Raw genomic sequence first — 23,068 nt, forward strand, 5'->3', positions numbered from 1 at the left:
CATTTTGGCTATGGCAAAAAAATCCCTGTGGTGCCTAAGCATCACAGGGATCCTACTATAAGATTTATTCTGTTATAAATTTTTCCTGTCCTTTATAAATCCATCTACTTTATCCGGAGAAATACCAAGAGCATATGCGAATTCACTGTAAAGTGCCCGCTCTGCTATCTGACGGTATTTTTTATCCATACTGGTAATTGCACCTCTTTTTGTTGTTCTCTGATGTAACGTCTTCAAAATTTTTACCCATGCTTCACATTCACAGCTTGAAATGCAGGTCTTATATTCCCGTTCCCGCATCCGCTCATTCGTAACCCAGAGAATATCAATGTCATCCATCTCGTCAATCAACATCAGCGCCTCTTCTCTTGTCACAGGTCTCCTGATATTGTGGTCACCTTCCACAGGGATGTATGCTTTTTCCTTTTCATCATCCACAGACTGCATGGTATAGTATAATTTCTTCCTGTCAGCACCTGAAAAATCCAATGTACCCACTTTTTGAACCTTATACAATCCCCTGCATTTAAAAACTACAATATCGCCTTCCTGTATCATACGGCACGCTCCTTCCAAAACCAAAAAGCCCCGACTCACCGAAAAGGGCAAGACAAGGCTTATCACTGCGACTTCCTACTGTCTCAGTATAACACCTTTCAGAAATTATTGTAAGTACTATTTTAATGTATGGACAATTTTCAGCGATTCTCCCAATAGAAAGGCAGTTTTAGCTTGTACAAATCACACATATTCCCCCTGATACAGCGTTGTGAGTATTTTTACACAGCGTTCCGGCCCCAGTTCCCCGCTGTCCAGAGTAAGGTGATAGTTCTGGGCTATACCCCACTCACGTTCTGTGTAATACTTATAATTTACTTTTCTTCTTTTATCCTTTTCTCTCAAACGCTTATTCGGTGACTTGTCACACTCCCCGTAGAGCCTTACAATTCTGTCAGCCCGTTTTTCCATGGAGGCGTGTATGAACACATTTAAACAATCTGTTCTGTTTCTCAGCACATAATCTGCGCATCTTCCTACGATCACACAGGGTTCCTTCTCCGCCAGCTCCCAGATGACCTTACTCTGAGCTGACCAGAGATAATCTTCCGGGGAAAGGCCGTCCACACCTCTGCCCACAAAGGAGTAGGCAAACAGATTCCTGGCAGGCACATCCTCCCCCTGCTCCCGGATATATTCCCTGCCGAATCCCGTCTCCGCCGCAACCTTTTCAATCAATTCTCTGTCATAACAGGAGATACCAAGCTCCTCCGCAGCCATCTTTCCTATGGTTCTTCCGCCGCTTCCAAATTCCCTGCTGATCGTAATGATCCTTTTACGCATACTTTTCCGCCTCCCTCTCTGTGACCTGCTCACCTGCCATCATCAGCTTTTCCCTCGCTGTCGTTCTCATAAATATCATACCTACCACAAGTCCGCATCCCTCCGCAATGGGGAATGCCCACCATATGAGATTTCCGGCGTCTGAAAGAGTGGTGAAAAAGTATGCCAGCGGAAGGGCAACTATCACAAGCCTTACCAGGGACAGCACCAGGGAGCGCATACCATATCCAAATGCCTGAAAGATCCCCTGAAGCGCCACGTTTGCCCCCACAAACAGGTATCCCAGAGTGACGATACGGACAGCTTTCACACAGAGCGCCTGGGTCTGCGGGGAAAGAGAGAAGATCCCTGCCACATTTTCCGCAAAGATCTGGAGCCCCACGGCTCCGGCAAGCATAATGGCAAGTGTGTACAGCAGTCCGTATTTGATTCCGCTTTTCACACGCCGCTTATCCTGCATTCCATAGTTAAATGCCACAATAGGTATCAACGCATTATTAAGCCCAAAAGCGGCAAAAAATACAAACTGCTGAACCTTATAATATATCCCATACGCCGTCACTGCCGCGCCTGAAACCCTTCCGAAAATAATATTCACACCATAGGTCATAAAAGACATAAGTGCCTGCATGATAACTGCCGGTATGCCGACTTTATAGATATCCGCAATAATACCCCTATCCGGTTTCAGATACGCCAGACCGGACTCCACGTCCCGGTTAAATCCGTGATGGAAGACAGCCCCCAGCACCATGGACACACACTGCCCGATCACCGTGGCGTAGGCAGCCCCTTCAATCCCCATTTCCGGGAGGCCGAACAGCCCGAAGATGAACACAGGGTCCAGGATGATATTCGTCACGGCACCTGCGACCTGTGCCGCTGTTGAGAGCACTGTCCGCCCTGTAGCCTGCAGAAGCTTTTCATAAATCATGAACAAGATCACGCCAAAGGATAAAATGGTACAGATCCTCAGATACCCGGTACCCATTTCCAGCACGACAGGATCTGTCGTCTGCGTTTCAAGATAGGCTTTTACTCCAAAGATACCTACCAGCAGAAATACAAGATATGTGCAGACCCCAAGGAAAATAGCGTTTCCCGCGATCTTGCTGGCCCGTTGTCTATCTCCCTGTCCCAGATTCCTTGATAGAAGTGCATTGATACCCACGCCGGTGCCGACTCCCACAGCTATCATCAGCATCTGTATGGGAAATGCCAGAGTCAGCGCGTTGACTCCATACTCTCCCAGGCCTGTAATACCTCCTGCATCAGGCATACAGCTTACAAAGTAACTGTCCACAATGTTGTAAAATGCCTGCAGAACCATGGATAAGATCATAGGGATCCCCATGGTCAGCATAAGTTTTCCTATAGGCTCTGTCCCCATCTTGTTTTTTGAAATTTCTCTGTGCATAACAACCTCCTATACTTTATTTGTATTTGGAGACTTTTAAGAAAAGCTGCCACAAACTACCGCAGAAGCTGTAAACGCAAAAAAGGCGTAAACCCAAAACCTGGATTTACGCCTTTTGCTACTCGGTAACCTTATTTTATCACCGGAAAATTTCAGAGTCAAGAATTTTATCTGTGATACAGCTTATTATAATACTCCAAAGAGTAGTGATACAGCTCATCTCTGGCAATCTCTTCTTTTACAGGGTCCGGGGATTCTGTCATGATCCACGCCATCATCCTGCCGTTCTCACCAAAGTGGTCCACATAGTCACGGACCGCCGCCCGGATCTGCCTTTCCTCCCAGTCAGCGCCAATATTGATAGGGAAGCAGAAGGTCATCTGTTTTCCATAGGTATTGTGCAGGAAATCCGGGTCATTGGCATTTGCCTGAGGTGTCCACATATCAATCCCCATCTCCAGCATTTCCGGCACGTACTGCATATTGCGTCCGCAGGAATGCAGTTCTATGAATTTGCCCTGGTCCTTCACAAACTTCAGATAGCGGGCAGTTGCAGGCATAAGCTGTTCCCGGAACATTTCGTTTGAGAAGAATCCGCTTCGCTGGGTTCCCCAGTCATCATGATAGAGAACACCGTCCACTCTGCCGTAGTATTTGAAGATCTGGTCTGTACTCTCAATCTTATAGTCCGCCATCTTCTGGAAAAACTCCTCCAGAAGCTCCGGCTCCTCATAGAAAGCGATCAGGGACTCGTCAAAGGGGATCAGCTCATGCAGCCTCTCAAAAATACCTTCCACACACTCGTAAATATGGGGCCTGTCAGGGTCCATGGCTTTTTGGAGCTTCTCACCGTCGGCTTTAAAGTCCACAACAGACAGGTCCGGCCAGGGAAGTTCCTCCTTCCAATTGGCAAAATCAGAGATGGTGCGGGTTCCCGGACGGGTGATCATTCCGTTGATCCCCTCCACCATGAACCAGTCCACACCCCACCAGTCATAGCCATCCACCTCCGGCACCGGATGTTCTTCCATGGCGTCCGGCCAAACGGTGTTGGATTCATAGAAATAAGCCGGCATCCAGTAAGGTTTCTCCCCTTTTACACACCGGATATAATTTTCACTGACACTGATGGGGCGCTCTCCTATAGGCGGTTTGGGCTGCTGGAAAATCCATGGAAAGCTTCCCTCTGCCTGCCAGTGCTTGGAATAATCCCTGTTTGCCGCTGTCTGCATAAATCTCGATACCATACAAAATACCTCCTGTCCTTTTTATACCCGGTATAGCGCTTTACATCCGCCGAAGCAGACCGCAGACGCAATCCGGTCATCTCTGCTGCGTTCTTATTAAGTATTATTGTAGTCAATCTCAACAGAAGATGATAGAGTTCTGCATTACAAAAATGCAAAATTAAAAAACTCCAATTTTGTATGGTGCATACCAACCTATTTTACCCTGCCTGCGCTGTCACGGACAATAAGCTTTGCAGGTACAATGATCTTCAGCCCGATCTCCCTGGCGGAAGCTATGTGTTCACGGAGAATGCGGACTGCCTCCTCGCCCAGAAGTTCCATGTGCAGCCGTACCGTAGTCAGGGGTGGGACCAGATAGTTGGCTACTGCTATATCATTATACCCCACAATGCTCATATCCCCGGGAATCCGAAGCCCTTTCTCACTGACTGCCCGGTAGCATCCCACTGCCAGGGAGTCATTGCTTGCAAATACTGCCGTGGGCCTCTCCTTCTCCTCCAAAAGCTCCCGGCACAGCACATAGCCGTCTTCCGGTGTAAATCTTCCCAGCCTCACGAGAGACTGGGAAAACTCCCCAATCCGCTCCATATATTCTTTATAAGCTACAATTCTGCTGTCATGCACTTCCTCGCCGTCCCTGTCCACCTCAAAGCCGCCGATAAACGCTATCTTTCTATGTCCAAGCCCTGTCAGATAATCCATGACCGTCTCCACAGAGCCGGCCAGATCATTGACCACACAGTCAAACCTGTCCCCTTTGGGCATGGCATCCAGGAACACGGTAGGTTTTCCGAATGCGTCAATCTGCTTAACCATACTCCTGCTGAATGTTCCAAGGCACAAAAGGCCGTCAAGACCTCCCAGATCTTTCAGTTCCTCCAGGCTCTGGATCTGACGGCGCTCCATATTCTCCGCCTCCAGCTTCCTCTCCACTGCCAGGCGGACGGTGAGGTAATAAATATCCCGCAGTTCCTCCTCCCTGGAATAGGAATAATAAACCCCCACTGCCAGACGGCGCTTCCTGCTCTTTCTCTCTCTTGCCTGATACTGAAGTTCCCTGGCAGTATCAAGTATCTTCGTTCTGGTCTCTTCCTGCACGTTCAGCGTATCATCGTAGTTCAAGACCCTGGAGACTGTTGCTGTGGAGAATCCGGTCCGATCTGCGATGTCTTTTATTGTAGCCATCTTAGTTTCCTCTCTGCATGATACATTTTCAACACCATTTATATGCATCAGCCCTGCCGGTGCATTTCATGGTTTATATTACCATATCGCCGGAAAGCCCGCAATGGATTATTGTAACGTTACTTTCCACGGGCTGCTGTCACGGAGTGAACCGTGACATTCTCACATATCCCGGGCTTTGGCAGGTGCCGTTGTCTCCTCCGCGGCGGAATTTGCCAGGATAACAGCCGTCAGAATGATAACGCATCCCAGTACCATGCGCAGTGTGATCCTTTCATGGAGTATCATCACGGAAAACAAAGTTCCAAAAACGGACTCCATGGACAGGATAATGGCAGCCTTTGTCTCGTCCACGTATTTCTGGCACGCAGTCTGAAGAAGGTAGCAGATCGTTGTGCTGATGATGCCCAGATAGAGGACACTCCCCCACCCTTTTGCCGTAACCTGAAAATGTACCTGTCCGGAGGCAGCCATGAATACCACAGATAAAATACCGGCTGTACACATCTGGATAAAATTCAGCACAGAGGCCCTGTATTTCTTCACAAAGATACTGGTCAGAAAAATCTGAAAGGCAAATCCCACTGCGCATATAAGTGTCAATCCATCACCAAGGCCCAGGGATAGATCTTTGTCCAGTGACAAAAGGCCCACCCCCGCTATGGCCAGCACTGCCCCTGCTATGCCCCTGAATCCTATCTTTTTCCGGCAGATCAAAAAAGCGATAAAGGGGACGATCACCACATTCGTTGCCGTGAGAAACGCATTTTTCGACGGAGTCGTATACTGCAGCCCTATGATCTGGAGAGAGAATCCCAGAAAAAGGGCGGCTCCCATAAGGGCTCCTGCAGTCAGTTCCTCCTTTTTTATCCCTTTCAGACTGCGGATACTGATCCCGCCCATGAGCACAGAGGCCAAAAGGAAACGGATCGCCATGATCTGAAAAGGCAGCAAGCTGTCAAGCGCCATATCACTGGCTACAAATCCCCCTCCCCAGATAACGGTAACTACCACCAGCCCTGCAATTGCCGTATATTTTTTCATAGATCACCTCATCCTTCCAGGGGCTTCAGACAAATATCAGGCCCGATCCCGCATAAAAATCCTGCCAGCACATCAATACAGCCCTGCACATCCTCCATGCTGCACACCTCTGCCGGATTGTGCATATACCGAAGAGGTATGGACATAACTGTGGTGGGGATCCCCCTGCCTGCCACATGAATCGCATCTGCATCCGTACAGGTCCTGCCGCAGCCGTTTTCCCACTGGTACTTTATGTCCAGGTTCTGTGCGGCTTTTTTAAGCCGTCCCACCAGCATTTTATGGCTGAAGGAATTCTGCAGGAAAACAGGTCCTCCGCCCAGAAGGATCTCCCCGTTTTCAATGGCCCTTGTGCCCTCATAATCACTGGTATATGTCACATCCAACACAACTGCCAGGGTGGGGGCGATCCGGGACGCGCACCAGGAAGCCCCGTGTTTTGTAAGCTCCTCCCCCACGGTGGCCGCTGCATAGACACCGCAAGTACAGCCCTTCTCCTTTGCTTTTTTTGCCGCTTCCAGGATGATGTACCCGCCCAGGCGGTTGTCAAGGCCCCGGGCGCAGAGCCTGTCATTTAAAAGCTCTCTGTGATCCGTGTCAAAGATCACCGGGTCCCCGCACGCAGCGGCAGCCATGGCATCTTCCTTTGAAACGGCTCCGATATCAATGATGATATCTGTGATCTCCAACTCCTTCTTGTTCAGAGAGCTGTGGTTGCGGACAGCACCGTAAACCACATTTCCCTCATGCATAACCCTGACCTTCTGCCCAGGATAAGTGCCCGGATAAATGCCGCCCGCCTTGGATACATGGAGCATTCCTTTTTCCGTTATATGTGACACCATGAGCCCAATCTCATCCATATGGGCAGACAGCATGACTTTGACCTTTGACGCCGGATTTATGACACTCACCACATCGGCAATTTCATCCGTATAGATCTCATCTGCAAATCCCTCTGCGTATTTTATGACTTTTTTCTGGATCTCCTCCTCAAAACCGGAAACGGAGGCTGTTTCCAGCAGCCCGTATAAAAATTCTCTGCTCATATTCATCCTTCCTTCTCATATTCATTCTCTCTTACTCATCCATCCTGTGCCGCTTCCAGTATCCGCTCCCGCTTTCTGTTGATCCGGTAATATAATCCGGCACTGAGCAGGAACCTGGATATCTGGTCCACTGCAATAATGATCCAGATGGCCGTCAAAGGCAGGCCCAGCACATAGGCAGCCAGCATACACAGCGGGATCCTCACGATCCAGATACCAAATCCCGCCACCAGCATAGGGGCATTCTTGTAGCCCATGGCCCTGATGGTCCCGTTGTAGATCCTGGACAGATTCTGGGGTATCTGGATAAATCCCATAACAAACACATACACAACACCTATGGCCTGCAGCTCAGGCTTATCCGTCATCAGTGTCATAAAGAACTGGGGCAGAAAGATCAGGAGCACAGAGGTAATTGAACTGATGACCACCCCGACTTTTAACAGCTCTTTAAAATAAACCCTGCGCAGTTCCTCATCCTGCCTGCCAATAGCCCTGGCCGCCAGCGTGGTGGACGCTGTGCTGAAACCGATAGCCGGCATCTCCGTGATCTCCTCCGCCTGTATGCCAAGCTGGTATGCGGCAAATGCCTGGTTTCCGTAAAACAGGATCACTTTGCTCAAAATGATGGCAGAGAACTGCCAGAACATACTCTCCAGTGCTGCCGGGATCCCTGTGGTGTAGATTTCGTAAATACACCGTCTGTCAAAACTGAAGAACCTGTGGGCCGCAGGCATTTTCCGAAACAGCCCGCCCTTCTTTTTATACAGCAGATACAGCCCGGTGCACGCACCCACTGCCTGGGCTGTCACAAGAGCTGTGGCCGCGCCTTTGATCCCCATACCCGGAATGCCGAACGCACCGAAGATAAAACAGTAGCCGCAGATAATATTGACCACATTCATGAGGACCGCAATATACATAGGTACTTTCGTGTTGCCGTATCCCTGGAAAGAGGCTGTGACCACTGTCATGATCACCACAAAGGGAAATCCAAATACAATGGTCTTCATATACCCCTGGGCCAGGGAAAGGATCTGGGCATCCTTTGAGAAAAATCCCAGAAAGACCGGCGCCTGGAAATACAGCACCACTTGGAAGATAAGTACAATGATCATCTCCGTGAGCATGGTCTGCTCCGCAATTTTCCTGCACTCCTGATGCCTGCCCCCGCCGTACGCCCGGGCGATCAAGACCGTGGCTCCAATCGCCACACCCTTATAAAAACACCATAGCGTATCCGTGATCCGGATACAGATCCCCTGTGCGGAAATGTCGTTTGCAAGCAGCCGTCCCACCATAGCCGTGATTACCAGGTTCGCTGAAATTTGAAGTATGTTTTCCAGTATCATCGGGATAATGATTTGATAAATCTCTCGTTTTATAGCCTTTTTTCCGTACACAGAAACCTCCATCCTTTTTAAAACGGGTGTTTGAATATGCTTCAGACACCCGTTTCGCAATGTTCTATTTATGGTAACTATCCAGTAGGTCTGCGCATTCACTGCGCTGACCGTAAGAAAGTGTCCCACGGCCAAGCAAAAATCCCATCGCCAAAGGCGATTCTGCATGGATTTTTGCCTGTAACTGTGAGGGTACTGAACAGTTACTAACTATGCATTACTCTCTGTGCTGCTATTTTCCGAATTTGGCTTTCATTTCCTCCTGTTCCGCATTCAGAACCTCTGTGGGGTCACCATTGTTCAGCATGACTTTTGCCATGGAGTTCTTGGACATCTCCAGCGCCTCCGCAAAGTTGGCAGTGTAATTTACCTGGGGAACTGTCTTGCCTATCTCAGTAAACAAGTCAAAGATCTGCTGGCCTCCGAAGAAATCGTCGCCCTCTTTGAACACGTCAGACTCCAGAGCTTTCAGGTAAGAGGGATACAGTCCGTAATTCTGGAATCCTTCCACATTGGCGTCCACATCCTCCATAACGAATTTTACAAATGCCTTGGCAGCCTCCGCGCTCTTGCTGGCTGAGGGGACTGCCAGGACAGAACCGCCGTTGGATGCGCCCTGGGCCTCCTGGTCTGCCTGGAATTTCGGGAGGGGCATAACCGCCCACTTGCCGTCCTGGTCAGGAACTGCATCTTTGATGGAACCCACCATCCATACTGCATCCGCAATGCACGCGAACTTGTCTGCGCCCATGCCTGCCACCATATCATCCCAGGAGGAATTGTTGAACGTAATGCCTGCGTCGTACATTTTCTTGCAGGTCTCCATGGCCTGGATGGAAGCCTCGGAATTCACCTGGGTATTGCCGTCCTTGTCAAAATAGAAACCGCCGCCCTCCATCATGAGGAGCCTGTAAGTGGTATCATTTCTGGATTCTGCCATGCAGAGCATATCAGCGCCCGTCTTTTCCTTCAATACTTTTCCTGCTTCAATGAAATCATCCCAGGTCACAATGTCTTCTGCCTTGATCCCTGCCTGCTCGAACAGGTCACTTCTATAGAACATGCCACAGGGGCCGGAATCCCAAGGATATGCAATGACTTTTCCGTCAACGGTGCACTCTGACATTTTAATGGGGAAGAAATCGTCAGGATTGATCATATCCGTGAACTCCTCAAATTTTCCGGGGAACTTTTCTCCGAATTTTGCCATCTGCTCGCCCTCAATAGAGACAATATCCGGAAGACCGATACCGGACTGCAGGCAGGTGGTCATCTTCTGATACACCTGGTCCACGCCCATCTCCTCAAAATTAAAGGTTACATCCGGGTTCTCCTCCTGGAATTTCTCTGACCACTCTTCTAAATGGGCCAGTGCCACGTCCCAGCTCCAGATCGTGATCTCCCCGGAAAGTCCTCCTTCCTTGTCACCGGAAGCCTCTTTGCCGGCTCCCCCGCCTCCGCCGCAGGCTGTCAGGGACAATGCCATCACCGCTGCTGTTACCAATGCTGCTGCTTGTTTCTTTTTCATGTTGATATCCTCCTTAAGATTTTTATATAAGGTAAACGGTTCAGTACCTTCACAGTTACGGGCAAAAATCCTTACCCGCTCTACTCCTTCACCGCTCCGCCCATAACACCTGCCACGAACTGTTTCTGGAATACCAGAAAGATGATCATGATAGGCAGGACCGCACAGACTGTTGCCAGCATGATCACACCGTAGTCTTTTCTCCACGCCACCCCGTCCAGCATAGCCAGAGCTACCGGGAAATTATACATGGATTTTGTACTGAGGATGATCAAAGGCCACATAAAGTTGTTCCACATACTCATAAACATATAGATCCCGAGGGCACCCACCGCAGGTTTCTGGGAGGGAAGCACAACCTTCAAAAAAATGCCGATCTCCCCGCAGCCGTCTATTCTGGCCGCCTCGATCAGGGAGGTTGGAAATGCCAGCATATTCTGCCGCATCAGGAAGATACCAAAGGCCCCCGCAAGACCGGGAAGCACCACTGCCTGATACGTGTTGGCCCAGCCGATGTTGTTCATCAGCGTGAACAGCGGCACATACATGACCTGGGCGGGGATCATCATGGTTATCATGATCAGGCCGAACAGCAAGCCCTTTCCTTTGAATTCAAACTTTGCCAGCGCATATCCCGCCATGGAATGCAGCACAATGGCAAGGGCTGTGTAGCTTACTGTCATAATGGTGGAATTCGTAAGTATCCGCACAAGGTCCATCTTTTTGTTCAGGTTTGCGAAGTTTTCTGCCAGATGGGAACCAAAAAACAGTTTGGGCGCCGCACTTAGAATTTCCGCATTGGTGTTCGTGGCGGACACGAACATGAAATAAAAGGGAAACAGGGAGATCAGTGCCGCAATGGTCAGGAACACATAGGTGAAAACCTTGCGTCCGCTTATTTTCTTTCCTGTTGATTTCACTAATTGTCACCTCCGTTAGTAGCCTTGAACTGGACAAAGGACAGTATGCCTATGATGATCACCAGGGCATAACTAAGTGCCGCCGCATACCCGAATTTGTAGTAGGAAAATCCGGTGTTGTACAGATAATGCCCAATGGTTATGGTGGCATTGTCCGGCCCTCCTTTTGTCAATACAAAAGACTCGTCAAACAACTGCAGGGTTCCGATGGTGGAGGTGATACTTACAAAGAGGATAATGGATTTTACCATGGGAACCGTGATCCGGAAAAATTTCTGCAGGAAGGATGCCCCGTCCATATCCGCTGACTCATACAGCTCTGTGGGGATCCCCTTCAGGCCCGCGATCATGATGATGGTGTTATATCCGGTCCATCTCCAGGTAATGCCCATAATGACAACCGCCCTGGCGCCCCACACGGAGTTCAGCCAGTCCACACCGCTCCAGCCTATAGACCGGAGGAGATGGTTTACCAGGCCAAAATCCGTATTGAACAGCAGCTTAAAGATCATGGCATAGGCAACTAAGGCCGTAACAGACGGTAAGAACACGCTGATCCGGTAACATGTCCTGAATTTCAGGAAATTTTCCTCCACCAGAACGCCCAGTACCAGGGAGAGGATCACCATAACGGGTACCTGGATCGCCAGATAAATAAAAGTATTTCCCAGGGACTTCCAGAATACCGGGTCCTGAAACATAGTCACATAATTGTTAAAACCGCAGAACAGGTACTCCCCGCCCTCAAAATCATAGAAACTCAGCCCCAGGGATTTTATTACCGGATAGACCATGAACACCCCGAACAGGACTATCATTGGCAGTAAAAATATGTACGGCGCTGTTTTTTTGTTTACAAAGTTCTTTCTTTTTTCTTTTCCCCCAGCCATCTCTTGCCTTCCTTTCTTACCTTCTCCTGTATTGCTCCGCCTGCTCTGTAAGCGTCTCCCGCCCGGCCCCGAAAATCTTCCAGGTAAACGTAAACGGTTCCGGATACAGCCTGTCTTTTTCCAGACATTCAGCGCCCCAGCTTGCGCTTCCGAGACCATGTTGTGCATAGTCAACAGACAATTGGATATGTTCTGTCCTGTGAAGCTCATTTGTGTGGGCAGCCTGTGTCAAATCTTCCTGGGTGTAATGCAGGGCGCCAAAGGAGAATACTTCCTCAGATGCTATGCAGATCCCATTTCCCGCCTCGGTCACAAAAGCAGCCCAGCGGGTGTCCTCGTGGTTTCCCGTCTCCTGGGGCACCACGTAGGGAAAGTAAAAGTCCTCCACCTGTTTCTCCCAGCAGCCCACCGGATTGCCCTCTTTGCAGTCCGGATATGTCTCCAGAGGCCCTCTTCCGTACCAGACCGCCTGTTCGCAGGCTTTATCCAGCACAAACCGCATACCGATCCGGGGGAAACTCTCCGGGAGCTGTACACCGGTGGGCACTCCATCGTATCTCATGGTTATGAGGCCGTCTGAAGTGACGCGGTATTCTGCCTTTACAATGACTTTCCAGTCAACAGTAATGGGTGCGTATATCTGCGAAACAGATATGATGACTTCCTGCTCCCGCTCCTCCACTGACACTTTTTCCACAAGGTTAGTCATGACTTTCAGCATGGCTTTTTCCCAGATTTCTGCCACATTCTTATCATTGTCTACCGGTGCTCTCCAGAAGTTAAGGCCAAGACCCTTCCGGATCAGGCGTTCCCCATTTAAAATATAACCGCTTAAATATCCGTGGACCCGGTCAAACAAAACGGTAAAATCACGGCCTTCTATATAGATGGTTCCGCATTTTTCTGTCACGCGCAGTCCTGCCTCTTCCCCGATGGGATGGCCCTTTGCCCAGCTTTCGCCCTCCATACCGGAATTCCCGCACTTTAGGGTATCCCCGGAATCTGACAATGCCGCCTGTTTTGCCTCATTGATGCACTCCTGATGGAATGCCGCTTCGTAATGCGCCTCCTCGGACCATTCCTGCTTTTCTTTAAAGCATACCGTGATCGTCAGCCAGATATCCTGTTCCTTGGTCCAGTTACCGGCCTTTGCGGGATCGTATAACACAATGCGTCTGCTCTCCTGCGGGGCGATCCCGGTCATGTCTGCCTTACCCTCCAGCAAAATACCCTGCAGTGTATGGACTTTGAATGTGCCCTCCAGATGGGATAAGTCTGTAAAATCATATTTATTGTGAACTGTGATTTCTCCTGTATCTTTATCAAATCCAGTGAATCTTACAGGCTCCATCACTTTTTTTACCTGTAAGATACTGGGAGTGGGCCTTCTGTCTGCCCGGATCAGACCGTCACAGCAAAACGCACCGCTGTTTGGATAATCCCCGTAATCTCCGCCGTATGTATAATAGCCTCTGCCGTCCCTGTCATATTTTTTGATCCCGTGGTCGATCCATTCCCAGATAAAACCGCCCTGCAGTCTAGGATACCGCTCAAAGATCTCCCAGTATTCCTTTAATCCGCCGGGACCGTTTCCCATGGCGTGGGCATATTCACATACCACATGAGGTTTCTTCTTCGTGGTGTCTCTTCCCAGGTCCTCCAGGGCCTTATGCCTGGTATACATGGTGCTGTACACATCTGCTATGGAAGCGTCCCTGTCTTCCTCATAATGGACCAGCCGGGTGGGATCATACCTCTTTATAAACCTTCCGCTGGCTACAAAGCTGCTCCCGAACCCCGATTCATTTCCCAGCGACCAGAACAGGATACTGGGATGGTTCTTATCTCTTCTCACCATGCGTTCCGCCCGGTCTACATAGCTTTTTTCCCAGAGGGTATCCTCACTGATCCGGTTCATGTTTTTGGTATATGCCATCTGGTTGCATTCCAGGTCAGCTTCCTCCATCACATAAAATCCAAGGCGGTCACACATGTCCAGAAAATCCGGATGGGACGGATAATGGGAGGTGCGCACTGCATTGATGTTGTTCTGCTTCATCAGATACAGATCCGCCAGCATGTCCTCTTTTGTAATACACCTTCCTGTATCTTCATTCCAGTCGTGCCTGTTTATGCCTTTCAGTTTGATAGCCTCTCCGTTTACCAGGAACAGGCCGTCCTTCAGACAAATGTTTCTGAAACCGGTCCATTCACCGTAGGATTCCAGAACTTCTCCCTGTCTCTTTAAGGTGATGACCACCCGGTACAGATTGGGCTGCTCCGCCGACCAGGGACGTATGCCCTCCAGCACCGTCTCCGTCAAATACTCTGTTTCACCTTTTTTGCTGCATATCTCCCGGGTGTCCTTAAAAATGACCCGTCCTCCATCAAGCAGTTCCGTCTCTATGGTGAGAGTCGTCTCATCCTCCGTATGGTTTTCCAATACTGCTTCCAGCCGAAACTTTCCTTTTGTCCCTTCTGCCTGAAGAGTACAGGCATCCTGCTGTTCCAAAACCAGATCGGATGTAATACGGCAGTCCAGCATATGCTGCTTCGGTCTCTGTATCAGGGACACATCCCTGATGATTCCGGCAAACCACCACATGTCCTGGTTTTCCAGATAACTGCCGTCACAGAATTTATAGACGATCACTGCCAGCACATTGTCCCCGTCCCGCAAGGCCTCTGTCACATCAAACTCAGCTGTGTTGCGGGAACCTTGGCTGTATCCTATGAAGATGCCGTTAAGCCATACATGGTAAGCACTCTCCACGCCGTCAAACCGCAGGATATATTCCCTGTCCTTCTGTTTCTCCTCCCGGAACGCATGGCGGTAAACTCCGGTGGGGTTATCCGCCTGTATGCCCGGATCATCCAGGATCGGAAAAAGCGCCACTGCGTCATTGTAATGAGGCGAACCATAACCATTAAGCTGCCAGTGCCCGGGAACCGGCATGGTGCCAAACTCCCGGTCATCATAAGTTTCCTGCACGCACGCGTCAGGAACATAAAACGGTGATTCATAATAAGCAAATTTCCACTGTCCGTTCAGCAGACGGAAATTGGGGCATTCCTCCCTTCTTCCCCGCCTGGCTGATTCCCTGTCCGGATAACCGCAATAAAACGGTCTGACCGGAAGCCGGTTCCTGCCAAGGACTTCTACATTGCTCCAATCCATGTGTCTGTATAAGTATTCCATATTTTCCCCCTTTTTTTATTCCTGCGAGCAACGAGCCAAGCAGCCATGCTTGCATGGATATTTGGCGACTGCCGCGAGGGTCAAATACCCCGCAGCTCTGCCACGTTACAAGATTGATGCCCCGTTAGCTTGCTGCGGGGTCTTTGACTCAGGGCAGCTTTCCCTGAGAATCAATTGATTTGGTACGATAATCTTCAATCCCTGTTCCCTGTCGGTCCAGAGGCATTCCATCAGCGTCTTGGCTGCCATCATTCCGATCAGGTCATTGTGCAGCTTCACGGTGGAAAGTGCCGGTGTTACGAAGGACGCTGCCTGGTCATCGTTGCAGCCGATGATCGCCACGTCACCCGGAACGGATATCTTCTCCTCCTCCAGGGCTTTCAAAAATCCGATGGCCATAGTATCATTCTCCACAAATACAGCCCTGGGAAGCCTTCCCCGCCGGATGATCTCCTTTCCCAGCCTGTATCCAAACTGGGTGTGATTGGACTGGGCAAGGTAAATATATTTTTCGTCATATTTCTCCAGACTTTTCATGATCTGGCGAAAGTACAGAAACCGTTCATCCCTGTGAAGCTTCCCATTGACTTCCAGCCCGTAGGTCCCCATATACCCAATGGTGTCAAACCCTTTTTTCAGGAACAGGTCTGTGGCTTTTTTTACAGCCTGCTTAAAATCATTTACCACACAGTCGGCTGTAAGTAACTCATCTCTTAGCTGGAAATCCGCACATACCACCGGCAGCCCGGAATCCAGAACCGCCCGCCTGAATGCCTTCTTCTGATACCAGAGTGTGGAGTACCCCACAAAGACCAGTCCCTGATAACCAGATATCCTCGGTGCGTTGGCATCCAGCATAGGCTCAAACACTTCTTTTACTTTGAACCCGTTCTTTTCCAGCTCCATTTTTATGTTCATGCGGATGACCTGATAAAATCTGTCTTCCACTTCCTCTTCCTCGCCGTACAGGAGCATAATACCTATGGTTCCTCTTGTACCCTGAATGGCTGAATATTCAAAACATTTGTTGTATCCCAGCTCACCTGCTGCCTCCAGGATCCTCTCCCTTGTCTTCTGAGAGACGGAAAATGTAGAGTCATTTTTCAGAACCCTGGATACGGATGCTGCAGATACCCCGGCCCTCTGGGCGACATCCCGTATTGTAGCCATATCCCCACCTCTTAATCAACTTCACGCGTACGGTCCGGTACTCCCATTTACAGACAGCAGTCCAGGCAGGACCACTTACCGCGTCCTCCCAAAGGAACGTGCCTGCAGTAAACATGCCGTCCTGCTGAATGGTCATCTCAACGGTTACGTTGTTTAGTTAATATATTTATTATTTAGTAAATTTATTTGTATTCCTTACATCCTCACAATACTTGAAATAATAGAATTTGTCAACAATACATTTGGGATTTTTCTGCTTAAATTGTACATATCGGATATTTTTATAACTTTTATATAAATTTATACCCCTTATATTTAGTAAATCTATATAAAAGAATAGGGCTGTTTTCGTCTAAAAACAGCCCTGCGCCTCTATGATTAGTAAATTTATTTACTATATTAATACTCCACGACACCGTAATATCTGCGGTCATCCGGATTGTGGTCCCTCACCACGGAAAAATAGTAACAGAACCATTCCAGAGGTACAAACATTACAAAAGGTGCCAGATCCGCATGGAGTCCCATGGCAAAATCCGCATAGTCCAGTACGATGGCCGTTCCCTTCCATCGTTCCACAAACTGAAGCGCCCTCTGTGTGATCGCCCTGGATGAGTCTGTTGGCAGTAAAAATAAAAACGGAACACCGGATTCCACGATTTCCAGAGGGCCGTGACGGAATTCACCGGCCTGTATCACGGCGCCGTGGGACCAGAGAAATTCCATGCCGGTAATGACGCCTTCCTTATAAGCAAGAGGTACCATAGAGCTGGCGGATACAGTGTAAAATCCTTTCAGGTTCCGAAGTGGTTTTGTCATTTCCAAGGCCTTCTCCTCAAAGTGCTCAATATGATACCCAAGCACCTCCGGCAGGAGTTTCATATCAGACAGTATCTTTTCCATGACTTCTGTGCTCTCCCCGCGTTCCAGGGCTATGCGGGCGATCAGGGTATAAAGTGCGGCAAGCTGGCACTCCCACATAGCCTCCGCATGGTAATCCACCACATAGTCCGCCTCCATTCCCAGGGGATTGTCCTCCCTCTGATCGCACACTCCGACTGTCATGATCCCCTGTTTCTTGGCTTTTCTGAGTCCTTCTACGATCTCCTCTGTTGTTCCCGACTGGGAAATAAAGACTGCCAGCATGTTTTTATTCCCGCAGACAGGCATGGAGTCTATAAACTCCCATCCTGTGTATGCATTCACTGCCAGGGTCGTATATTTATCCGCCAGGTATTTTGCCGTGCTTCCGGCAGCGCTGGAGCTGCCGCAGCCGATAAAGCAGATGCGCTCAACCCGGTTTTCTTTTATGCATTCCAGTATAGGCGCTGTCTTAGCATCCACTACTTCCAAAAAATCTGCCACCTCTTTTTTCATATCTGCTGTCACTAAAAAATGAACCTCTTCTTTGTTTAATCTTAACATGCTCTTTCTTCCTTTCTCTTTTTTCTATCATGCCCGGAGTAAGCCGTATATCTCCCTGCTGCTCCTACGGCTGCTTCAGTTCTATTTCCAGTTTCACCTTATCTGTCCTCATATAAGCCCTGCAGTATTCCACCACCCTTCCCTGCCTGTCATATGTTAGGAACGTAAAGAGAAAAACACTGCTTCCCTCCGGTATTTCAAGCCATTTTGCCTCTTTTTTCCCCGCTTTTACGATGGTCACTTCCTGTCTGGACTCATGAAGCTCCACGCCCCTCTGTTCCATGATCTCATAGAGGGAAGAAGCCTCCGGATTGCAGGAGTGTACCTCTCCCAGAATATCTGCGGGGACATAAGTATATTCCACGGACACGGGAAGGTTATCGCCCAGGCGGAGACGCACGATCTCATGTACGCCCCGGCCCACTGTCTGTTCCTCCATATCTGAATACAGAGGCGCACAGGACAGCATTCTCCATGCCAGGATCCTGCTGCCTGCCTTTCTTCCCTGTTCCTTCATGGTCTGGGTAAATCCGCAGAGGCGGCACACATCTCCTTTTCTTGGCACAGAGGACGCAAAGGTGCCGGCCCCCTGTTTTCTCTGTATAAGGCCTTCACTCTCCAGAATGGCAAGCGCCCGCCGCACAGTCAAACGGTTTACATAAAATTCTTTCGCCAATTCCCGCTCTGAAGGGATTTTGCAGCCCAGCGGATATTCCCTGTTTTCTATTTTCTTTCGTATCACCCCTGCTATACGGGGGTACACGAAGCGATCGCGGCCCCCCATATTACCAGGCTCCGAAATGGCCGATCGTAAGGGCTGCTTTTTCTGCCCCGGCCTCCATACAGTTTTTCAGTGGTTCCCCCTCCAGGGCTTTGCTTAAAAATCCGGCAATATAGGAGTCTCCCGCTCCAAGGGTGTCCACCACATTTGTGCCTGAAATACCACCGGTGACAAACTCTTTTCCGTCATAGGCCACACTGCCGTTTTCCCCCAATGTGGCGGTGACTAGGCCTGCCCCTTGTTCTTTCACACGTTTCAGAAGATCTCTGGTAAAGGCATTGTCCTTCTCACAGGAAAAAAAGGCATAGTCAATATAGGGGGCTAATTTTTCTATTTTTGCCTCCCCGTACTTATTTGAAAAATCGTAGGAGACTTTTACTTCAGGCGGCAGTTTGCCAAGGCAGGCATCGCATTGCCCCCAGACCGCCATGTGTACGCAGTCAAAGCCCGCCAGATACCGCAGGTCCTCACCGGACAGTTGAAACCCCTCCATAACATTCAGGAAATCCTCCCCGAATTTTCTGTCACCGTCCAGAAGTTCTATGTATGTAACAGCGGTTTTTCCCTCTTTTCTCTGCATGCGGACAGTTTCCACACCCTGCTCTTTCAGCTTTTCCTGCATCATGTCCCCAAAAGTATCTGTCCCGATCCATCCCAGATATGCGGTATCCATACCCAGCTGCCGCCCGTAGACCGCAACATTTACTGCATTTCCGCCGGGATAGGCCCACCCCTGCCTCTCATAAAAATCCACGCAGTTATCACCGATCGCTGCCAGTCTCATATTCTTCCTCCTAACTGTTCTGCAACTTCACAGCCGCCGGCAAAGCTCCATGCACGATCGCCTTGGGCGATGGGATTTTTGCCTGGCTGCCAAACGCCTTCTTATAGTCAGCGCAGTACATGCGCAGACCCACTGCATTGTTCATGCCTCCATCCTTAAAATACTGGTGAACCTGCATCTGTCACCTCTTGTAAGAGAGCAGGCATACTCCACTTTATGTCCATCCTGATCAAATGCCCGCATTTCCATCACTGCCAGCGCATCCCCCCGGCTGCATTTCAGAAGCTTTGCCTCCTCCTCGTCGGCCGCCCTCACCGTCATGGTCTGTTTCCCCTGTATCAGGTGGATCCTGTATTCTTCTTCCAAAAGACGGTACAGAGAGCCGCCCAGCGGCTTACTTTCCAGTTCCGGAACAAGATAAGCGGGAATGTGGGAGATTTCCAAGGCTGCTGTCTCCCGGTCCACTTCGCGGAGACGGACAATCTCTGTGATATCCGCCCAGGGAGGCAGACCGAATTCCTCTGCCAGTGTATATCCCGCAGGAATCACACGGCAGGACAGCACTTTCGTGGTCACTGTACTTCCATTTTGCTGTGCCATTTCGGAAAAAGATTCAAAACGTTCCATATTTCTGAGTATCTTCCTCTTTGCCGCGAATGTGCCCACGCCTTTTACACTGTACACAATCCCTTCCTCCTTCAGACGTTCCAGCGCAGCCCGCACAGTTCCTTTCTGTACACCGAACTGTTCTGCCAGTTCCTCATTAGAGGGAAGCCGTTCTCCTTCTTTTATGTGGGCGCTCTCTATGTACGCCCTGATCCTGTCTGACAGATAAAACCTGTCACGGTGCATGAGATCCCTCCTTCACTATGTATACCAATTATGTATTTCTCTATACTGCAGACTATACACAAAAAAGAGGAACACAGCAAGAGCAGACGAAAAATATAGTGGATCTGCATAGTAAATGGGATTTTACTTACCTATATAAATGGGTGTTGGGAAATTTAGATAATATTTTTTGAGATGGTAAAAGAATTTACTTTAGAGTTCAGTGGGGGCCACTATGTCATGTGCCACCGGCCCCCTGTATGGTCTTTTAGATAATGATCGCTCTTACTTCACATCCTTATTTTTTAATTGTTTTATCCTTAAAATCAGTATTCCTAAGGGCAGCGCCAATTCTATCAGCATTAAAAATGCCGGAAAATTGTACTCCCAGGTCATCTCCCAGTATCGGAAATTATCCCAAAAACCAATGATCCAGGTCCCTGCCCCAATAATGCCTAAAACCGAAGCGATCACCGGTAATACCAGACCGGTTTTTCCCCTGCCTTTTCTTTTCATGTATAGATAGACATCTATACATCCCAGAGCAAAGCCGCCTGAAATCATCCAATTTCCCAGTTTTGGAACGCTGTTATAAGCCACAAAAACCGAGGTTGGCCCATCTGCGCCGCCTATGATCGTAACAGGACTTCGTAAATACGCATCCATAAATTCGTTGATGTACATATCTGTTACCAACTCATATGCCGTATAGACCGACACTAAGATTGCCAGAAATAAAAACAGAAACCGCATCAGGCTGGCCTCCGTCTGCGTCCCAACCCCCAGTTCTCCATTGAATCTATCCGCCACTTCCTTTGGACTTCCGATCTCCTCCAGAATATCATCTACCGACTGCCCGGCTTCCATCCTCGCATGGATGTCGGTTCCCAAATCCGCATTGATCCTGACTTTCATTTTGAGAGGTACCTTCAGCTTCCGCTCCACTGCATTTACATATCTTTTAATCTTTTTCTGATCCTCTGTCATTGATCTCCCTCCCCGCATATATGTGAGATACAGTTTTGAAACTCCATCCAAAGATTCCTGTATTCCCTGTATGTCTCACTGCCTTTTTCCGTGATGGTATAATATTTCTTGGGAGCTGTCCGGCCTTCCCCATTCTGCCAGAATGACTCAATCAGTCCGCTGTCCTCCAGGCGGTAGAGAACAGGATACAAAGTGCCCTCCTTCAAATTAAAAAAGCCTTCCCCCCGCTGTTCCAACTGCTGGATGATCTCATAACCGTACGTGCTTTTCTCTTCCACTAACCTGAGCACCACCATATCCAAAACACCTTTTTTTAACTGCTGTGCAAACTTATTATCCATGTCCACCTCCTCCTTTTCCATAATACTTAGTATTACTAAGCACTAGTATATACTACTATATAGGGATATGTCAACTAGCGGAGTCTTCACCAGAGCGTGCAGATTGTCGGAATAAATTTTCAGACACGCTCCGGTGTTCCCCCATTCTTTTATCCGTTATATTTTTTCTTCACCATTCTGGCTGCCAGAAATAATAGCAAGCCGGGCAAAAGGAATTCAAGTCCCCTGACGATCACGAAAACATAGAATGGCGCGGAATAAGTCATCTCATTGTATTCATAAAAATCCGCCCCTACTCTAACACAGAATCCTATGACCAGCAAAAAGACAGCACCATAGAACAGTTTATAGATATTTTTCCTGTCCAAACCCCGTTCCTCCATTCAATCTTCTTCCATATATGAAGTATAACAAACCCTTTGATAAAAAGATATAGCCAGTATTGTTAAGACTATTATCCCGAGGCAGCCAGCGCCATATGGGGCAGAATGCTCCATATCTGTGCATCGCGAAGCGTGTTACTGGACAGGATTACAGGATGAGATCAGCCGGACAGCTTAATCCTTTTCCTACTCCAGATAATCACTCATCCTCTGGACATCCTTCCTGGCTCTCAGCTTTCTCAGAGCCTTTACCTCTATCTGGCGGATCCGCTCCCTTGTCACATGGTAGATCTGTCCCACCTCTTCCAGGGTCCAGACCCTTCCGTCCACGAATCCGAAACGCAGGCGCAGCACATTCTGCTCCCGCTCTGAGAGGCATGACAGCACATCATCCATCTCACTGCGGAGGATTTTGGCTGTTGTTACCTCAAATTGTTCCGGTGCAGCCTTATCTGAGATAAAGTTCATAAGAGATGTTTCCTCCTCATCTCCCACGGGCGTTTCCAAAGAGATGGTATCTCCAAAATACGTCAATACTTCCTCCACCTTCTCCCTTGGCATGGATAATCTCCGGGCCAGTATTTCGGCTCCCGGTTCTTCCCCGTTCTCACTGACATACTTTCTGGATTCCCGGCGGATTTGATTCATGGTTTCTGCCATATGTACCGGGATTCTGATGTTCTTGGACTTATCCGCAATGGCTCTGGTAATAGCCTGCCGGATCCACCACATAGCATAAGTACTGAACTTGTATCCCCTTTTATAATCAAAGCCCTCCGCTGCACGCATCAGCCCCAGATTTCCCTCCTGGATCAAATCCAAAAGAGGCATACCACATCCCGAATAACGCCGGGCCACACTAACTACAAGACGGAGATTTGCATTCACCAATTCTTCTTTTGCTTTACTGTCTCCCTCCTCAATCCTCTTTGCAGTCTCTGTTTCCTGGACGGCATCCAACAAAGAAAACTTTCCAATTTCTTTTAAATATGCTTTTACCGAATCACCGGAAAACATGTCATCCGGCGTTTCATCTTCAAACAAATCTGTTTCATCCCCAGGGAGGGCCTCTGTCTCCGTATCCTGCAGCACAGCTGATTTGGCTGCTTCCTCCTCTTCCATCCACACGACCTCCATATT

Annotated in this window: 22 protein-coding genes; all 22 read right to left on the bottom strand. The window is 49.0% G+C overall.

The features are described from left to right. Positions 1–72: 72 nt before the first annotated feature. Entirely contained in the window at positions 73–558 is a 486-nt protein-coding gene (locus tag CI595_RS17405; RefSeq protein WP_095174904.1) for a CarD family transcriptional regulator, read from the bottom strand. Positions 559–741: 183 nt separating this feature from the next. Continuing rightward, on the bottom strand, positions 742–1,341 hold the full coding sequence (locus tag CI595_RS17410; RefSeq protein ID WP_095174905.1) for a cytidylate kinase-like family protein: 600 nt from the start codon (positions 1,339–1,341) through the stop codon (positions 742–744). Beyond that, positions 1,334–2,758 (bottom strand): MATE family efflux transporter, encoded by a 1,425-nt coding sequence (locus CI595_RS17415; protein ID WP_095174906.1) that lies wholly within the window; start codon positions 2,756–2,758, stop codon positions 1,334–1,336. Before CI595_RS17415 ends, CI595_RS17410 begins: the two co-directional genes overlap by 8 nt. A gap of 167 nt (positions 2,759–2,925) precedes the next feature. Beyond that, positions 2,926–4,005, bottom strand: a complete 1,080-nt coding sequence (locus CI595_RS17420; RefSeq protein WP_095174907.1) for a uroporphyrinogen decarboxylase family protein — start codon at positions 4,003–4,005, stop codon at positions 2,926–2,928. A 195-nt stretch (positions 4,006–4,200) separates the two neighbouring features. Beyond that, positions 4,201–5,193 carry a LacI family DNA-binding transcriptional regulator gene (locus tag CI595_RS17425; protein WP_095175069.1) on the bottom strand — a complete coding sequence of 331 codons (993 nt, stop codon included), beginning with the start codon at positions 5,191–5,193 and terminating at the stop codon, positions 4,201–4,203. Positions 5,194–5,355: 162 nt separating this feature from the next. Beyond that, a complete protein-coding gene (locus CI595_RS17430; RefSeq protein WP_095174908.1) occupies positions 5,356–6,237 on the bottom strand; it encodes a DMT family transporter in 882 nt (293 codons plus the stop codon). Positions 6,238–6,245: 8 nt separating this feature from the next. Beyond that, the gene (locus CI595_RS17435) at positions 6,246–7,286 is read right to left on the bottom strand and encodes a M20/M25/M40 family metallo-hydrolase (RefSeq protein WP_095174909.1); all 1,041 of its coding nucleotides are present in this window, start codon (positions 7,284–7,286) and stop codon (positions 6,246–6,248) included. A 35-nt stretch (positions 7,287–7,321) separates the two neighbouring features. Then, the gene (locus CI595_RS17440; protein ID WP_158661537.1) at positions 7,322–8,689 is read right to left on the bottom strand and encodes an MATE family efflux transporter; all 1,368 of its coding nucleotides are present in this window, start codon (positions 8,687–8,689) and stop codon (positions 7,322–7,324) included. Positions 8,690–8,921: 232 nt separating this feature from the next. After that, entirely contained in the window at positions 8,922–10,217 is a 1,296-nt protein-coding gene (locus CI595_RS17445; protein WP_095174911.1) for an ABC transporter substrate-binding protein, read from the bottom strand. 80 nt (positions 10,218–10,297) lie between these two features. Beyond that, a complete protein-coding gene (locus CI595_RS17450; protein WP_095174912.1) occupies positions 10,298–11,137 on the bottom strand; it encodes a carbohydrate ABC transporter permease in 840 nt (279 codons plus the stop codon). After that, complete coding sequence (locus CI595_RS17455; protein ID WP_095174913.1) at positions 11,137–12,027, bottom strand: carbohydrate ABC transporter permease; 891 nt, start codon at positions 12,025–12,027, stop codon at positions 11,137–11,139. The genes CI595_RS17450 and CI595_RS17455 overlap by 1 nt, the downstream gene beginning before the upstream one ends. A 16-nt stretch (positions 12,028–12,043) precedes the next feature. Continuing rightward, positions 12,044–15,226, bottom strand: a complete 3,183-nt coding sequence (locus CI595_RS17460; RefSeq protein ID WP_095174914.1) for a glycoside hydrolase family 2 TIM barrel-domain containing protein — start codon at positions 15,224–15,226, stop codon at positions 12,044–12,046. 105 nt (positions 15,227–15,331) lie between these two features. Beyond that, positions 15,332–16,396: a LacI family DNA-binding transcriptional regulator gene (locus tag CI595_RS17465; RefSeq protein ID WP_095174915.1), complete on the bottom strand. Its 1,065-nt coding sequence runs from the start codon at positions 16,394–16,396 to the stop codon at positions 15,332–15,334. A gap of 399 nt (positions 16,397–16,795) precedes the next feature. Beyond that, positions 16,796–17,821 carry an SIS domain-containing protein gene (locus tag CI595_RS17470; RefSeq protein WP_095174916.1) on the bottom strand — a complete coding sequence of 342 codons (1,026 nt, stop codon included), beginning with the start codon at positions 17,819–17,821 and terminating at the stop codon, positions 16,796–16,798. A 64-nt stretch (positions 17,822–17,885) separates the two neighbouring features. Next, positions 17,886–18,605, bottom strand: a complete 720-nt coding sequence (locus CI595_RS17475) for a GntR family transcriptional regulator (RefSeq protein ID WP_095174917.1) — start codon at positions 18,603–18,605, stop codon at positions 17,886–17,888. Position 18,606: 1 nt separating this feature from the next. Further along, on the bottom strand, positions 18,607–19,386 hold the full coding sequence (gene frlD, locus CI595_RS17480) for a fructoselysine 6-kinase (RefSeq protein ID WP_095174918.1): 780 nt from the start codon (positions 19,384–19,386) through the stop codon (positions 18,607–18,609). A gap of 10 nt (positions 19,387–19,396) precedes the next feature. Continuing rightward, the gene (locus CI595_RS26680; protein WP_279233390.1) at positions 19,397–19,531 is read right to left on the bottom strand and encodes a hypothetical protein; all 135 of its coding nucleotides are present in this window, start codon (positions 19,529–19,531) and stop codon (positions 19,397–19,399) included. Next, positions 19,528–20,238 carry a GntR family transcriptional regulator gene (locus CI595_RS17485; protein ID WP_095174919.1) on the bottom strand — a complete coding sequence of 237 codons (711 nt, stop codon included), beginning with the start codon at positions 20,236–20,238 and terminating at the stop codon, positions 19,528–19,530. The genes CI595_RS26680 and CI595_RS17485 overlap by 4 nt, the downstream gene beginning before the upstream one ends. A gap of 264 nt (positions 20,239–20,502) precedes the next feature. Continuing rightward, the gene (locus CI595_RS17490) at positions 20,503–21,204 is read right to left on the bottom strand and encodes a hypothetical protein (protein WP_095174920.1); all 702 of its coding nucleotides are present in this window, start codon (positions 21,202–21,204) and stop codon (positions 20,503–20,505) included. Beyond that, positions 21,201–21,545, bottom strand: coding sequence for a PadR family transcriptional regulator (locus CI595_RS17495; protein ID WP_242987015.1), 345 nt, complete (start codon positions 21,543–21,545; stop codon positions 21,201–21,203). The genes CI595_RS17490 and CI595_RS17495 overlap by 4 nt, the downstream gene beginning before the upstream one ends. Before the next feature lie 149 nt (positions 21,546–21,694). After that, positions 21,695–21,913 carry a hypothetical protein gene (locus CI595_RS17500; protein ID WP_147737739.1) on the bottom strand — a complete coding sequence of 73 codons (219 nt, stop codon included), beginning with the start codon at positions 21,911–21,913 and terminating at the stop codon, positions 21,695–21,697. A gap of 201 nt (positions 21,914–22,114) precedes the next feature. Continuing rightward, positions 22,115–23,065 (bottom strand): sigma-70 family RNA polymerase sigma factor, encoded by a 951-nt coding sequence (locus CI595_RS17505; protein WP_095174923.1) that lies wholly within the window; start codon positions 23,063–23,065, stop codon positions 22,115–22,117. Between the last annotated feature and the right edge of the window lie 3 nt (positions 23,066–23,068).

This window comes from Blautia hominis, from assembly GCA_002270465.1.
GTDB classification, from domain to species: domain Bacteria; phylum Bacillota; class Clostridia; order Lachnospirales; family Lachnospiraceae; genus Blautia; species Blautia hominis.